Source organism: Mycobacterium colombiense, assembly GCF_001672755.1.
Lineage (GTDB): Bacteria > Actinomycetota > Actinomycetes > Mycobacteriales > Mycobacteriaceae > Mycobacterium > Mycobacterium colombiense_C.
Map to the genome: position 1 here is coordinate 1 of NZ_LZKI01000069.1, position 15205 is coordinate 15205.

The 15205-nt window shown below is 69.2% G+C and carries 11 protein-coding genes and 1 pseudogene; 5 read left to right on the top strand and 7 right to left on the bottom strand.

Features of this window, described 5'->3' with window-relative positions; all coding sequences use genetic code 11:
* Both A5708_RS08995 and A5708_RS09000 read right to left on the bottom strand, forming a co-directional pair.
* Positions 1–3576 (bottom strand): type I polyketide synthase (locus A5708_RS08995; protein WP_155765949.1); only part of this gene is annotated, 3576 nt, incomplete at its 3' end.
* Between the two features lie 416 nt (positions 3577–3992).
* Positions 3993–4343 (bottom strand): hypothetical protein, encoded by a 351-nt coding sequence (locus A5708_RS09000; RefSeq protein ID WP_081292884.1) that lies wholly within the window; start codon positions 4341–4343, stop codon positions 3993–3995.
* Positions 4344–4525: 182 nt separating this feature from the next.
* Between A5708_RS09000 and A5708_RS09005 the strand changes: the two genes are divergently transcribed.
* A complete protein-coding gene (locus A5708_RS09005; RefSeq protein ID WP_007770897.1) occupies positions 4526–4861 on the top strand; it encodes an RNA polymerase-binding protein RbpA in 336 nt (111 codons plus the stop codon).
* Positions 4862–4885: 24 nt separating this feature from the next.
* On the opposite strand, the pseudogene lnt reads toward A5708_RS09005, so the two are convergent.
* The 3 genes and pseudogenes from lnt to A5708_RS09025 form a co-directional block, all read right to left on the bottom strand.
* A pseudogene (gene lnt, locus A5708_RS27955) lies at positions 4886–7471 on the bottom strand (apolipoprotein N-acyltransferase); the annotation flags it as partial.
* Between the two features lie 322 nt (positions 7472–7793).
* Entirely contained in the window at positions 7794–9383 is a 1590-nt protein-coding gene (locus tag A5708_RS09020; RefSeq protein ID WP_065028295.1) for an amidohydrolase, read from the bottom strand.
* 94 nt (positions 9384–9477) lie between these two features.
* Positions 9478–10008 carry an FxsA family protein gene (locus A5708_RS09025; protein WP_065028296.1) on the bottom strand — a complete coding sequence of 177 codons (531 nt, stop codon included), beginning with the start codon at positions 10006–10008 and terminating at the stop codon, positions 9478–9480.
* A gap of 73 nt (positions 10009–10081) precedes the next feature.
* On the opposite strand from A5708_RS09025, the gene A5708_RS09030 reads away from it, so the two are divergent.
* Positions 10082–10789 (top strand): dienelactone hydrolase family protein, encoded by a 708-nt coding sequence (locus tag A5708_RS09030; RefSeq protein ID WP_065028297.1) that lies wholly within the window; start codon positions 10082–10084, stop codon positions 10787–10789.
* Positions 10790–10793: 4 nt separating this feature from the next.
* On the opposite strand, the gene A5708_RS09035 is transcribed toward A5708_RS09030, so the two are convergent.
* Both A5708_RS09035 and A5708_RS09040 read right to left on the bottom strand, forming a co-directional pair.
* Entirely contained in the window at positions 10794–11657 is an 864-nt protein-coding gene (locus A5708_RS09035) for a type 1 glutamine amidotransferase domain-containing protein (protein WP_065028298.1), read from the bottom strand.
* 13 nt (positions 11658–11670) lie between these two features.
* Positions 11671–12060, bottom strand: a complete 390-nt coding sequence (locus A5708_RS09040; protein ID WP_065028299.1) for a PPOX class F420-dependent oxidoreductase — start codon at positions 12058–12060, stop codon at positions 11671–11673.
* A gap of 127 nt (positions 12061–12187) precedes the next feature.
* Here A5708_RS09040 and A5708_RS09045 point away from each other — a divergent pair, with 127 nt between their 5' ends.
* From A5708_RS09045 to A5708_RS09055, 3 genes are read left to right on the top strand one after another with little or no spacing between them, the layout of a single operon-like run.
* Complete coding sequence (locus tag A5708_RS09045) at positions 12188–13426, top strand: DUF1214 domain-containing protein (RefSeq protein ID WP_081292885.1); 1239 nt, start codon at positions 12188–12190, stop codon at positions 13424–13426.
* Complete coding sequence (locus A5708_RS09050) at positions 13423–14568, top strand: sulfotransferase family protein (protein ID WP_065028300.1); 1146 nt, start codon at positions 13423–13425, stop codon at positions 14566–14568. The genes A5708_RS09045 and A5708_RS09050 overlap by 4 nt, the downstream gene beginning before the upstream one ends.
* A 4-nt stretch (positions 14569–14572) precedes the next feature.
* Complete coding sequence (locus A5708_RS09055) at positions 14573–15205, top strand: TetR/AcrR family transcriptional regulator (RefSeq protein WP_065028301.1); 633 nt, start codon at positions 14573–14575, stop codon at positions 15203–15205.

Genomic DNA, 15205 nt, shown 5'->3' on the forward strand with positions numbered 1-15205 from the left:
CAATCCGAGTCCGTCGGCGAGCTCGATCGACACCGCCCTGGAGGCCCGAGACGTCGCCTCGGACGACGCCGCCGGCGCGATGCGTGCGCGCACCGCGGACGCGCCCGCGGCGTGCAACGACACCCCCTGCCACGAGAACGGCAGCACCACCTCGTCGGTCTGGCCGCCGATGTGGTGGCTGACGACCAGTGCGTGCATGGCCGCATCAAGCAGCGCCGGGTGGACGCCGAAACCGTTGACGCCGCCGGCGGCGTCGGGCAGCCGCACCTCGGCGAACACCTCGTCGTCGCGCACCCACGTCGCGGTCAGGCCCTGGAATGCCGGGCCGTAGTCGTAGCCGAGCGCCGCCAACTCCTCGTATCCGTCCGCCGCGTCGACCTTGACCGCTCCCGCCGGCGGCCACGCCGACAGGTCCGCGCCCGGCTCGACCGAGCCGGTGCTCAGCGTTCCCTCGGCGTGGCACACCCAGCCGGAGCCGCTGTCGGAACGCGAGAAGATCGACACCCCGCGCTGGCCGGATTCTTCCGCGGGGCCGACCACCACTTGCACGGCAACCGATGCCGACCCGGAATCCTTGGCCGGCAACATCAACGGCGCCTGCAGCGTCAGCTCGTCGACCGTCGAGCATCCGACTTCGTCGCCCGCGCGAATCGCCAGCTCCACGAAGCCGGACCCCGGGAACACGACCGTGCCGGACACGGCGTGATCGGTGAGCCAGCCCTGCAAGCTCGGCGACAGCCGGCCCGTCAGCACCACGCCGCCCGACGACGGCAGCTCGACGACCGCGCTCAGCAGCGGGTGCTCGCTGGTGCCCAGGCCCAGGCCCGAGGCGTCGGCCGCGATGCCCTCGCCGGACAACCAAAACCGGCGCCGGTCAAAGGCGTACGTCGGCAGCTCGACGAAGCCGGCGCCGTCCAGCGCACCGCGCCAGCGCACGCTCACGCCCGCGACGAACGCGGTGGCGGCCGACGTCAGGAACCTGTCGAGACCACCGTCGTCGCGGCCCAGGGTCGGGATGACGATGGCCTCGGTGTCGGCGCCGCCGTGGTCGTTGGCGGTGTCCTCGAGGCCCGCGACCAGTGCCGGATGCGGACTGGATTCGATGAACGTCCGGTAGCCGTGCTCGCAGGCGCTGCGCACCGCCTGGTCGAACTGCACGGTCTGCCTGATGTTGCGATACCAGTAGTCGGCATCCAATCCGGCTGTGTCCAAACGGTTTCCGGTGACCGTGGAGAAGAACGCGATGCGCGAGGAGCGCGGCTCGATGCCGGCCAGGACCTCCGCGAGGTCGGCGCGGATCGCCTCGACCTCAACGGAGTGCGAGGCATAGTCCACGTCGATCCGCCGGGTCCGCAGCTCGAGATCGGCGCAGAAGCCGACGAGCTCGTCGAGCGCGGCGCCCTCACCGGACACCACCACGGCCGACCTGCCGTTGACGGCGGCGATGCTGACTCGATTCCCGTAGGGCGCCAACAACTCCCGGGCCCGTTCGGTGCTGCAGGCGATGGACAGCATCCCGCCGGGGCCGGCCAGTGCCGTCAGCAGCTTGCTGCGCAACGTGACGACGCGGGCCGCGTCCTGCAGCGACAGCGCCCCGGCGACGTAGGCGGCGGCGATCTCGCCCTGCGAATGCCCGATCACCGCGTCCGGGTTGACCCCGATCGACTTCCACAGTTCGGCCAGCGACACCATCACCGCGAAGAGCACCGGCTGGACCACGTCGACGCGGTCCAGGCCCGGAGCATCGGGGGCGCCACGCAGCACACCGGTCAGCGACCAGTCGACGAATTCCGCGAAGGCCTCTTCGCACTCCTGGATCTGTTGGGCGAATACCGGTGCGGTGTCCAGCAATTCGATTGCCATGCCCAGCCACTGGGAGCCCTGGCCGGGAAAGACGAACACGGTCTTGCCCGCCGGAGTCGCGGTGCCCCGGATCACCGATCCGGTGGGGTCATCGTTGGCCAGCTCGTCGAGGCCGTCCAGCAGCCGATCGCGGTCACCGCCGACAACGACCGCGCGGTGCTCAAACGTCGCGCGGCCCGCCAATGACCAGCCTATGTCGGCGATATCCAGATCACTGTGCGCGCGAACGTATTCGGCTAACCGCGCCGCCTGCGCCGCCAACGCCGACGGCGATTTCGCCGACACCGTCCACGGAACCACCGGCCGCACCGGCCCGGCCTCCCGATGCGGGGCCTCCGGACCCGACACCGGCGCCGCCTCGACGATGACGTGCGCGTTGGTGCCGCTGATGCCGAACGACGACACGCCCGCCCGGCGCGGCCGCTCGGCGTTCCAGGGTTGCGCCTCGGTCAGCAGCGACACCGAGCCCGCCGACCAGTCCACGTGCGGACTCGGCGCGTCCACGTGCAGCGTCGCGGGCAGCGTCTCGTGGCGCATCGCCTGGACCATCTTGATGACGCCGGCCACGCCGGCGGCGGCCTGCGTGTGACCCATGTTCGACTTGATCGAGCCCAGCCACAGCGGCTCGCTGCGGTCCTGGCCGTAAGTGGCCAGCAGCGCCTGCGCCTCGATCGGGTCACCCAGGGTGGTTCCGGTGCCGTGGCCCTCGACGACGTCGACGTCGGCCGGGGACAACCCGGCATTGGCCAGCGCCGCCCGCACGACCCGCTGCTGCGAGGGACCGTTGGGCGCGGTCAGCCCGTTGGAGGCGCCGTCCTGGTTGACCGCCGAGCCGCGGACCACTGCCAGCACCGGGTGCCCCAGCCGCTGCGCGTCCGACAGGCGTTCCACGACCAGGATGGCCCCGCCTTCGGACCAGCCGACGCCGTCGGCCGCGCCCGCGTAGGCCTTGCATCGTCCGTCCGGCGCCAACCCGCGGTGGCGGCTGAACTCCACGAAGACCGTCGGCGTCGCGTTCACGGTCGCGCCGCCGGCCAGGGCCAGGTCGCACTCCCCTGAGCGCAGCGACTGCACGGCCATGTGCAAGGCCACCAGCGACGACGAGCACGCCGTGTCCACCGACACCGCGGGGCCCTCGAGGCCGAGCACGTAGGACACCCGCCCCGAGGCGACGCTGGAGGTCATGCCGGTCAGCCGGTAACCCTCGATCTCCTCGGCGAGCATGCCGTAGCCCTGGACGATCAGCCCGGCGAACACACCGGTGGCGCTGCCGCGCAACCCGCTGGGGTCAATTCCGGCCCGCTCCAACGCTTCCCACGACAGTTCGAGCAGCATCCGATGCTGGGGGTCCATCGCGAGCGCCTCGCTCGGCGCGATGCCGAAGAAGGCCGGATCGAAGTCCGCGACGCCGTCCACGAAACCGCCGGTGTTCACGTAGCACTTGTGCCGCGCGTCGGGGTCGGGGTCATACAGGCTCGCGACGTCCCAGCCACGGTCGGCGGGAAACTCCGAGATGACGTCGCGGCCGTCGGCGACCATTTGCCACAGCGCGTCCGGGCTGTCGACGCCACCCGGGAAGCGGCACGACATACCGACGATCGCGATCGGCTCATTCGACCGCTCCAGCAGCGCCCGGTTGGTGCGCTTCAGGCGCTCAACCTGGACCAGCGCTTTACGCAGCGCTTCGGTCGCATGCTGGAGTTGATCAACCATCACAAACCTCACCTAACGACGTTCGGCCGTCTTTCACCGCCGGATGCGGTTTTCGCCGAGTGACGGACTTTGCTGCACGAGGCGACGCCGTTTCCCGTTCGACCAGCGTCGTGCTGCTCTCCGACCCAAGAATATTGCTGGTGAGTATGGCCAACTCCGACTGGATTTCAAAACGCCCGCTGCTCCCGGCTGCTACGGGAGGACCGGCATGGACCGCTGCGCCGCGCCGCGCAAAGAAGATGTGAGGCCGGGTGCCCGGTGTGCCCGGTGTGCTCGCTGGACAGCGGTGCGCTGTAGACATGGCCCCACGTCCATGGCGCGACTGTACCCGGCTGACCATAGCCGGTGGTCAGGCGCATGTCGTGGCGGGTTCGGTGCAGCGCCGGCTTTCCGCCGGCCCCGTGCGGGCGATGCGGTCACACACCCGCTCGGCGCCAGCCGTCGGCGGCCGTGGCGGCTTGGATCAGCGCGTCGCACAACTGGCGAAGTTCGGTGGCCCCGGCGCCTTCGTCGACCGCCGTGGCGACATCCTCGGCCGCGCACCGCACCTGGTAGACGCGATCCGACAGGTCGGCGGCATCCTCGGCCGACAGCACCACCGCGTCCTCGGGCACGGCCGTCACGCCGTTGCGATTCAGCGAGGCCCGTTGTTCGTAGGCGCGCTGCCGGCACGACTGCCGGCAGTACTGACGGCGACGACCCATCCCCGCATCGGTAACGTCTCGGCCGCACCAGCGACAGGGCTGCGGGTGGGTACGGCGGCTCACGCCTGCCGACTTTAGTCGGGTTTTCTCGGCGATCCCGGTATCATTGAGGGTCGCGTCGCGTATGCCGGTCCCGGCCGGGAACTGCGCAGATCGCCGCAGCGTTTGCTAACTGGACAGATTGCATTGAACTGCAGTAAGGGAGCCGAAGAGCTCCGAGAAGAAGACCTGAAGGAGTAGCAGCCATGGCTGATCGCGTACTGAGAGGCAGCCGCCTCGGGGCCGTGAGCTACGAGACTGACCGCAACCACGACCTGGCGCCGCGTCAGCTCGCGAAGTACCGGACCGAGAACGGCGAGGAGTTCGAGGTTCCCTTCGCCGACGACGCCGAGATCCCCGGCACCTGGCTGTGCCGCAACGGCCTGGAAGGCACCCTGATCGAGGGCGACCTGCCCGAGCCGAAGAAGGTGAAGCCGCCGCGGACGCACTGGGACATGCTGCTGGAGCGTCGCTCGGTCGAGGAGCTCGAAGAGCTGCTCAAGGAGCGCCTCGAGATCATCAAGACCCGCCGCAGGGGCTGATCGCGGCTTGAGCCGGGCCGGACCGCGACCTAAGTGCGGTTGTCGGCGCTGGTGGCCCGGGCGCCCGATCGTCGGCCCTGAACACCCCAACGGGTGACCTTGACCAGGGCTTCGCGGATGTTGGAGCCGCTCATCTTGGACACGCCGAGTTCGCGCTCGGTGAAGGTGATGGGCACCTCGGCGATGGTGAACCCGTTGCAGATGGTGCGCCAGGTCAGATCGATCTGGAAGCAGTAGCCCTTGGAGTCGACGCCGTCGAGGTCGATCGCTTCGAGCACTTCGCGGCGGTAGGCGCGGTAGCCGGCGGTGATGTCGTGCACGCCGATGCCGAGCGCCAGCCGGGCGTAGGTGTTCGCCGTCCAGGACAGCGCCCAGCGCCGCCATGGCCAGTTGCGCACCGTCCCGCCCTCGACGTAGCGGGAGCCGATGGCCAGGTCGGCGCCGGCGTCGACGGCGTCCAGCAGGCGGTGCAGCTGTTCGGGCGCGTGGCTGCCGTCGGCGTCCATCTCGACCAGGACCGAGTAGTCACGGCTCAACCCCCACGCGAAACCCGCCAGGTACGCCGCGCCCAGGCCGTCCTTGGCGGTGCGGTGCATGACGTGCGTGCGGCCGGCGTCGGCTGCCGCCAGCTCCTCGGCGAGCTGGCCGGTGCCGTCGGGGCTGCTGTCGTCCACCACGAGCAGGTGCACGTGCGGGCACGCCTCTTTGAGCCGCCGGTGGATGACCGGAAGGTTCTCCAGCTCGTTGTAGGTAGGAATGATCACCAAGACGCGCTGGCTGGGACGGTTGCTTGGGACTTGGGGCGCCGGCTGGCCGGTGGTCATGTAGCTCCTCTGTGTCGCCCGAAATCGAAAGTGTGTCGGCCGTCCTGGTCGGGCGGCGGGTGGTCAGTCGCCGTCGGCTGCCGGCGTGCGGTCCCGAGAGTCGGGCGCAGTGTCTTCAGTCATGCTCGTCGGGCGGGAGTTTGCCCGGGGTTGCACCGGTCCCTTCCGATTGGCGTGTGGACCTGAGACGTACCGAACGCGGGAACCATCCATTGTGCCGTATTCCGGCCAGAATCACCGCTCCGGCCGCCACCACCATGACCCATTGCACCAGCGGCCCCCATTGCGTCGCCGGCGTGAGCCTGGTCTTGAGCCGCACCTGCATGTCCAGATAGGCGGGCTGGAAGAAGTCGGTGCGGGACAACTCGCCGCCGTCGGGGGCCACCACGGCGCTGATTCCCGTGGTGCCGGCCACCACCACGTACCGGTCGTGCTCGACGGCCCGGACCTTGGCGAATGCCAGCTGCTGCTCGCTCATCCTCTTGTTGAAGGTGGCGTTGTTGGCCGGCACCGCCAGCAGCTGGGCACCGCCGAGCACCGCTTGTCGCGGCACCCGGTCAAAGATCACTTCCCAGCAGGTGGCGACGCCGAGTGGCACCCCCGCGATGTGCACCACCCCGGAGCCCTGGCGGGGCACGAAGCTTCCGGCGCGGCCGGCGTAGCCGGACAGGTGTTTGAAAAGCCACGGCATCGGCAGGTACTCGCCGAACGGCTGCACTATTTCCTTGTCGTGGCGATCGGCCGGGCCGGTGGCCGGATTCCACACGATCATGGTGTTGGTGTAGTTCGGATCCTGCGGCGAGCGTCCCGGCACTTCGAGCACGCTGCCGATCAGGATCGGGGCGCCGATCGCCGCCGCGGCCTGCGAGATCTCCAGGGCGGCGTCGTGGTTGACCAGCGGGTCGATGTCCGACGAGTCTTCCGGCCAGATCACGAACTGCGGTTGCGGCGCGGCCCCGGAGCGCACGTCCTCGGCCAGCCGCAGGGTTTCCTGGACGTGGTTGTCCAGCACCGCGCGCCGCTGTTCGTTGAACTCGAAGCCCAGCCGCGGCACGTTGCCCTGCACGGCCGCGACGGTCACCGCGGGCTCGCCGCCGGAGCCGGTACCGGAGTGGCGCACCTGCGGCCAGACGATGAGCGACGCGAAGAGCACCAGACAGATGCAGACGCCGGGCAGCACCACCGCGGGCGGCGCCTGGTCGGGGTGCGCGGCTTCGGCGCCGCTGTCGAGGGGCGCGGGGTGACCGGAGTGCCACCACTTCACGATCTCCAGCGCGATAGCCGTCGCGCTGAAGCCCACCAGCATGATCGCCATGGACAGCAGCGCCACGCCGCCGAGCTGGACCAGCGGCAAGAACGGACCGTGTGTCTGCCCGAACGCCACCGACCCCCAGGGGAAGCCGCCGAACGGGAGGATCGACTTGAGCCACTCCTGGGCCGCCCAAATCAGCGCGAACCAGACGGGCCAGCCGGGCAGCCGGCGCACGATGACGGCGCACAGGCCGAAGAGAGCGGGAAACAGCGAGCACACGATCGCGAGCGCGATCCACGGGATGGGGCCGACCAGGAGCCCGACCCACGGCAGCAGCGGCAGGTAGAAAGCAAGCCCGAACAGGAACGCGTAACCCAGGCCGCCGGCAGGCGTGGTCGCGGGGTGCGTCAGCACCCACGCCAGCAGCGCGGCGGCCACCACCGCACCCCACCACCAATTGAGCGACGGGAAACTGGCGCAGAACAGTAGGCCGCCCATCACCACGCAGCTCAGCCGGGTCAGGCGGGGCAGCATCGCGGCCTGGGCGGCGGGCAGCCGCGCGATCACCGCGGCCACCAGTCCGGCTACCGCGCCGCGCGCCGCGGCCCCGAGCCGACCACCCGGGCTCGCGCCGCCCGGCCCTTCGGGCGATCCCGCTTCCGCGGCGTCCTCGTCCCGGTCGGGGTCGCCGTCGGGCTCGTCGTCCTCGGCTTCGGGCTCGACGCGAACCTCGGCGGGCTGGTCGTCGCGGTCCGACTCCGCCTCGTCGCTGATCGGGTCGATGTCGGGCCGCCGCGGCAGGTCCTCGTCGGCCGCATCGGTTCGGTCCGCGGGCTCGTCGTCGCCGGGCCGATACCTAGCCATGGATGACAGCGCCCCGATGCACCGTTCGCCGGCAACGCGGTAGGGCATCGTCGCGACCCAATCGCGGCAGCGCCGGCACGCGCGACCGCGGATCCGTCGACCAGCGCTGGACGGTGTCGCGCGGGGCGTGCACCTCGAGGTCCCCGGCGTCCCAGACGACATACGAGGCCGGCGCTCCCGGCACCAGCGTGCCCGTCTTGCCGTCGCGGACACCGGCCGCCCGCCAGCCGCCGCGGGTGGCGGCGGCAAACGCGGCCCGCGCCGAGACCCCGCTACCGGCGGTGCGGTGGTTGACCGCGGCGCGCACGCTCACCCACGGGTCGAAGCCCGTGACGGGAGCGTCGGAACCGAGCGCGAGGGGCACGCCTTGGGATGCTAACAGCGCAAAGGGGTTGAGCCGACCGCCTCGCTGGGCACCGAGCCGTCGGGCGTACATGCCGTCGACGCCGCCCCAGAGCGCATCGAAATTGGGTTGAACGCTGGCGATGACGCCCCACCGGCCCAGTCTGGCGGCCTGATCGGCGCTGACCATCTCGACGTGCTCGAGGCGGTGCCCGCAGCGGGCGACGGCGACCGGCCCGAGGTCGGCGACGACGCGCTCGAAAGCCTCCACCGCAGTCGCGACCGCGGCGTCCCCGATGACGTGGAATCCGGCGGTGACCCCGGCCTGGGTACACGCCCGAATGTGCGCCTCGACGGCATCGGAATCCAGGTAGCAGGCTCCGGTGCACTCCGGGGCGTCCGTGTACGGCTCGCGCAGCCACGCGGTGCGCGATCCCAGGGCCCCGTCGACGAACAGGTCACCGGCCAGCCCATGGGCTCCGGTCGCCGCCATCAGCTCGCGCGCCTGGTCGGGGTTGCTCACCGGCTCACCCCAATAACCGATCACCTCGACGCCGTGATCGAGGGCCCGCAACTGCAGCCAGTCGTCGATCCCACCGATCTCGGGGCCGGCGCATTCGTGGACCGCGACGATGCCGGTCGCCGCGGCGGCCCGCAACGCTGCGGTGCGGGCTTCGGCGAGCTGCTCCGCCGTCAGCAGGCCCCGGGCGACGGCCCGCACCAGATGGTGGGCGTCGCCGACCAGCGGCCCCTCGGCGCTGAACCCCGCCGCCGCCGGGAGTTCCGTGGCCAGCCGTCGCAGGCCCGTGGACGCCAGCGCGGAGTGCACGTCCACGCGCGCGAGGTAGGCGGGCCGGTCGCCGAGAACGGCGTCCAGGTCGCCGAGGCTCGGCGGGGTGTTCTCCGGCCACGAGGTTTCGTCCCAGCCATGGCCCCACACCGGCTGGCCGGGGTGTGCGGCGGCGAACTCGGCGACCATCCGCAGGCATTGGGCGCGCGAGGCCGCCGGGCGCAGGTCCAGCCCGCTGAGCGTCAGTCCGGTGGCGGTGAGATGGATGTGGCTGTCCACGAACCCCGGCGCCACGAACCCGCCCAGGAGATCTTCGACGTCGGCGTCGGGAAACAGGCGGCGGCCGACCTCATCGCTGCCCAGCCATGCCACCACGCCGTCGCGGACGGCCATCGCGGTCGCATCGGGCTGGGCCGGGCTGTGCACCCGGCCATTGATCAGCAGGGTCACCGGTGCGGGGCTAGCGGTCACGATCGGTCACAGGCCAAAACTACGTGGAACTGTTCTGATGGCGATAACGGTCGGCGGGTGCCCCGCGCCCGCGTCAGCGTCCGTCGAATCGTTGCGGACGCGCCGGCGCCTCGACGTCATGAACATCGATGACCTCGCCGTCGATGTAGTCGCCGTGGCCGCCTTTCGAGCCCGCATCCGGGTAGTAGCCGCTCGCCGGGTGGGGCTCGGGGCGCAGGACGCTCGCGTAACTGAGTCCCGGCATCTGCCGTTGCAGCTTGCGCACCGCCATGGCCGTCAACCCGGGGCCGACGGCCGACCGCACCGGCGGGATCAGCAGCAACAGGCCCAGCGCCGTGCTGACCAGGCCGGGAACGAGGACGAGGAGCGCGGCCAGGCTGACCAGCGCACCATCGCCCGCAGCGCGTTGGTCGGTCAGTCCCGAGCGCAGTTGACCGATCCGGCGGATGAGGTGCGACCCGGCCATCGGGGCCACAATGCCCCAGCCGAGCAGGAAGGTCCCCACCAGCGCCAGCAGGGTCCAGCCCCATCCGATCGTCGACACCAACGCGAAGATCACCGCGAGTTCGACGACGGCGTAGATCAGCAACAGCCGCGACACCATGCCAGACCAACGTGTGCGGACCGCACCCGAGTTCCCGTGGTGCTCGCCGCCGTGATTGCAGTTAGATGACGCTATGACGACGATTCACATCGATACCCCCGACGGACCGATCGATGCGTTACTGAGCACCCCGCCGGGACAGGGTCCGTGGCCGGGTGTGGTGGTGATCCACGATGCATTCGGTTATGGGCGGGACAAGCAATCGATCAATGACCGCATCGCCGCGGCGGGTTATCTGGCGGTTACCCCGAACATGTATGCCCGCGGTGGCCGCATCCGCTGCATCACCCGCGTCATGAAGGAGCTGCAGACGCAGCGCGGCCGCGCCCTCGATGACATCCTGGCCGCACGCGATCACCTGAAGGCCATGCCGGAGTGTTCCGGCCAGGTAGGCATCGCGGGCTTCTGCATGGGCGGCCAGTTCGCTCTTGTCATGTCGCCCAAGGGTTTCGGTGCCTCCGCCCCGTTCTATGGCACTCCCCTGCCCCGCAACCTGGACAAGACGCTGGACGGCGCGTGCCCGGTCGTGGCCAGCTTCGGCGGCCGTGACCCGCTGGGCCGGGGTGCGCCCGAGAAGCTGAGCAAGACGGTCGCGGCCAAGAACATCGCCGCCGACGTGAAGACGTATCCGGGCGTCGGGCACAGCTTCGCCAACGAGCTGCCCGCCCAACCGCTGCTTCGCATCGCGGGTTTCGGCTACGACCGGGACGCCACCGAGGACGCCTGGCGGCGGGTGTTCGCCTTCTTCGGCGAGCATCTGGGCACGGGCGCCGCGACGTAGTGGGTTAGCGCACAGCGTTCAGCTTGTGCGACAACACCGTTGCGAACGTGTGGGTATCCCCGGGCCAGCGCGCCGACACGTAGCCGCCGTCGTCGACGACGAATGCGGGCCGCGAGTCGGTGGCCGTATCGCGCGCCATGCCCGAGGTTTTCCGCCGCCAGTGTGGTGATCCTGGCGCCACGTCACAGAAATCGGTGGGATCTTCAAGCGCGCGTGTGACTTCCGACTGCACTGACATGTACCCGCCGGGTTGGCCCGGCGCCTCGGTATAGGTCCGGTAGTAGTCGCGATCCCAGAACCGGGTCAGTCGGGTGAGGCGCCAGGCCAACCGCTCCATTGCCCACGTCAACGCCGTGGTCTTGCGCCCGTACAGGACGGAACGGCCGGTTTCGGGATCGACGCTGCGTGCGGCGAGCAACACCCCGTGACAGATGGCGGCCACCACCAGCTCGCGGGCGAAGGCCTGCGCGACCAGCCGGTGCAGGATGTCGCTGTCGATGTAGCTGCGCATCCCGCGGGCGCGATGGCCGCCCGGCAGCAGCAGCGCGTCGACGCCGTCGAGCCCGGCCCCCGCCCAGGTTAACGGATGCTGAAACTCGTTGGAGTGCACCATGTCTCGGTAGGCACTACGCCCGTCTTTGTTGGCGCGCAGCGTCAAGCCGATCAGCGGGATGGCGCCCAGCAGCGGCAGTGCGGACCAGATGTCCAATCCGCGGCCCGTCACCATGATGTCGTCGGCCACCCCGGGCGCGCCGGTTTCGGTCGCGAAGATCACCCGGTGGCCGCTTTGCGTCAACATCTTCCAGCTGACCGCGACTTCGGTCGGGTCGAAGTCGCGGTCCGGGATCGGGAGGAGGACGGTGGCCACGGCGCCCCGGCGTTCAGGCCACTTTCAGTTCGAGGCCGACGTTGTTCTCCATCCCGCCGCGCAGCTTGCTGAAGAAGTTGAACACCTTGCCCACGACGCCGTAGCGCTTGCCGATCGCGTCGTAGACGGCGGCCGTTTCCGACTTGTCGAGGATAGCCGCGGTCCCCTCGATGGCCTCGCTGGTCGGCCGGCCGTTCATGGTGCAGGTGGCCAGCGTGACCCGCGGGGTGTTTCGGATTCGCTTGACCTTCCACGACTTTTCCTGGGTGATGACCAGAAGTCGATCGCCACGCTGCTTATCCAGCGCCGCCCAGATCGGCGTCGGCTTGGGCTTGCCGTCCTTGGTGAATGTGGTCAGCAGGACGTACTGCGTCTTGGCAAGGTCGGCGAAGGTCGGCGTCACCAGGACAACTTACCGCCGCGGGGTCGGGGCGTTGACATTCTCGGTGCTCGGCTGCATAGTCATGACAGCTTAACTGAAAACGCTATTTTCAATTAAGGTCGCAGAGCACCGATCGAAGTAGGCAGTCATGGGCGATCCGACGAGGTCACTGGCGTGGCTGCCGTTCTCGATCGCCGAGGCGGCCTTGGATTCCTCGGGTGAAGCGGGCGATCCCGATCTGTTTGCGGCGTGGTCGCAACTCTTGAGCCGGCTCAACGAAGCCGCGCAGACCGTCGAATCAGAGCCGGCAAGCCGCAACCGGATCGACGTCGCCGCCGGAATCCGGCACCTGCTGGTGCTGCTCACCGCGGGTATCGACGAGGCGCTGCGGTTCGATCCGGATCCCGCACTGCGCGTCCAACGCACCAGCACCGATGACATCGTGACCTGGGGAATGGAGTGCCCGGACTGCCTCTACACCCGCGCCGCGCTGCGCGGCGGGGAGAGCTATCGGCTGTACGGCAACCGCGGCACCGCCCGCTACGTCGGGCTCCAGACGATGAACGGCATCGCCGCCACCGCCAACGAGTTGGTCGACGAGCTCGAAACGGATCCCGACGGGAACTTCGAGGTCGTGCTGTCGGCCTCGAAACAGCCGGGGCGAGCGGGCAATTGGATGCGCATCGAGGGTGAGCATCCCACGTTGACAGTGCGGCACTTCTTCTACGACTGGGATACCGAGGTCGCATCATCGCTGCGCATCGAGCGACTCGGTGACCCGGTCCGGGCTACAACCCCTCCGGTCGACCCCTACGCGGCGGTGACCAGCCAACTGACCGCCCTCGGTGACTTCGTCGCGGACAACCTGGCGTTCTTTTTGCAGTTCGGGTCCGCCGCACCGCCCAACGGCTTCCTGCCCCCGATCGATCGCACCGACATGGGGGCCGCCGCGGAGAACCGGCCGGTGATCGGCCGGTGGGAACTGCACCCGGGCGAGGCCCTCATCGTCGAAGTTCAACCACCACCTGGCATCTATTGGAGCTTCTCGATCGGTAACCCGTGGTGGGAGACGATCCATTACGGGCGCCACCAGTCCAGCCTGAATGCGCATCAGGCCGCGATGGATTCCGATGGATTGGTCCGCGCGGTGCTGTGCGATCGTGACCCCGGGATCGCCAACTGGCTCGACACCGCGGGTCACAGCAACGGCCCGATCATCCTGCGCTGCGTGCGGACCGAAACGGCGCCCACACCGACGACACGAGTGGTGCCATTCGACGACATCCACACCGAGTTGCCTTCGGACACCGCGCAAGTCACCCCCGAAGAGCGCGCATCAATCCTCGCGGCGCGGCGCCGTGCGGTGCACGAAAGGTTCGGACGGTGACCTTCGAAGCTGACGAGTTAGAGGACGGCGCCCGAACCGCAACCGGTCTCGACGATTTCGGATCGTCCTACTACCGCGAGGGACTGCAACGCATCGTCGACGCGCTGAACAACGAGGCGGACCTCAACGACGTCGGGCGGGTCATCCAGCACGCCACTATCAGCAACGCCCTGATCCAGCGCCTCAAGGTCGAGGAGGCCTACCGGCAGCACCCCGAGATCGATGACCAGGTGGTCGGGGGCCCCGTCTTCGTCATCGGCCTGCCCCGGACCGGGACCACCGCGCTGAGCCAGCTGGTGGCCGCCGATCCCCAGTTCCGATCGCTGCGGATGTGGGAGTCGCAAGCGCCCACCCCACCGCCGGAGGCCGCGACCGAGCACAACGACCCGCGGATCGCGCAGGCCGAGGCCGGCCTGAAGATGCTCGACGACATGTTCCCGCTGATGAAAACCCTGTATAACTCCGAGGCCACAGCGCCGACCGAATGCCAGGACCTGATGGGAATGAGCTTTCGCACCTTCCACTTTGACGGCGCCGTGCGCGCCCCCGGGTATCTCGCGTGGTTGATGGGCTGCGACATGCGCGAGACCTATGTCTTTCACCGGCGAGTGCTCCGGCTGTTGCAATGGCACTGTCCGCCGGTGCTGTGGCATCTCAAGACGCCCGTGCACATATTCGCCCTCGACGCTCTCGTCGCGGCATATCCCGACGCCAAATTCCTGTGGAGCCATCGCGATCCGGCCAAGGTGATGGGTTCGGTCTGCAGCCTGATCCGGTATGTGCGTAGCTGGAGCAGCGACCGCGACGACGCCAGGGAACTCGGCGCCGAGCAAGTCGACAGCTGGGCCGAAGGGGTCCGGCGGGCAATGGATTTCCGCGACCGGATGGGCGACGACCGATTCGCCGACGTCTCGTTCGCGGACCTCCAGACGGATCCGGTTGGCACGCTGCAAACCAGCTACGACACCCTGGGCCTGACCTTCACCGATGCCACCCTCGCCTCAGTCAAGCGTTGGGCCGCGGATCACCGGCCGGGCTCCCGCGGCGCACATGACTATGACCTGGCCGACTACGGCCTGACACCCGAAGGCGTTCGCGAGCGATTTGCGGACTATCTCGCCGTCTACGACGCGACCGCCTGAATCCGTGAGCACCCCCCGCACGCGGCGACGCGAAAAACTCGGCCCGGACGCGGCGGTGCGCCGCGAGATCCTGGCTGCCGCTTCAACCGTTCTGCGGGAGCAGGGAATTGGGAAGCTCAGCATCGGCGCGGTGCTGCACCGGGCCGCGCTGGGCACCCGGGCGTTCTATCGTCACTTCGAATCCAAGGACGACTTGGTGGCGGCGCTGTTTCTCGACATGGCGCGCGCGGAGGAACGGCGGCTGCGACGCCGGATGGCACCTGCCGTCACGGAGGTCGACGCGGTCGCGGCGTGGATCGATGGACGACTCGACCTGGCGTTCGATGACAGCATCAAATCCGACCTGCGTCGCCTGTCGCTGGAAGCTCAGTCGCAGTCCTCCGCACTCATTCAGCCCGCGTACGCGGAGATGCTCAGGCCGCTCAGCGAGGTCCTGCAGCGTGGCCTGCAGAGCGGGGTCTTCCACCGGGTCGACCCGGTGACGGGTGCCCAGTTCATTCACGGGGTGGTCTGGGCGGGCATCAACCAACACTGGGCGACGGGCGATTTCGACCGCACCGTTCTCCGCGAACGCATGCTGCAGTTCTGCCTGCGCGGGCTGGGCATGCGGGCCGCAGAACCGAACAAAGGAGACTAG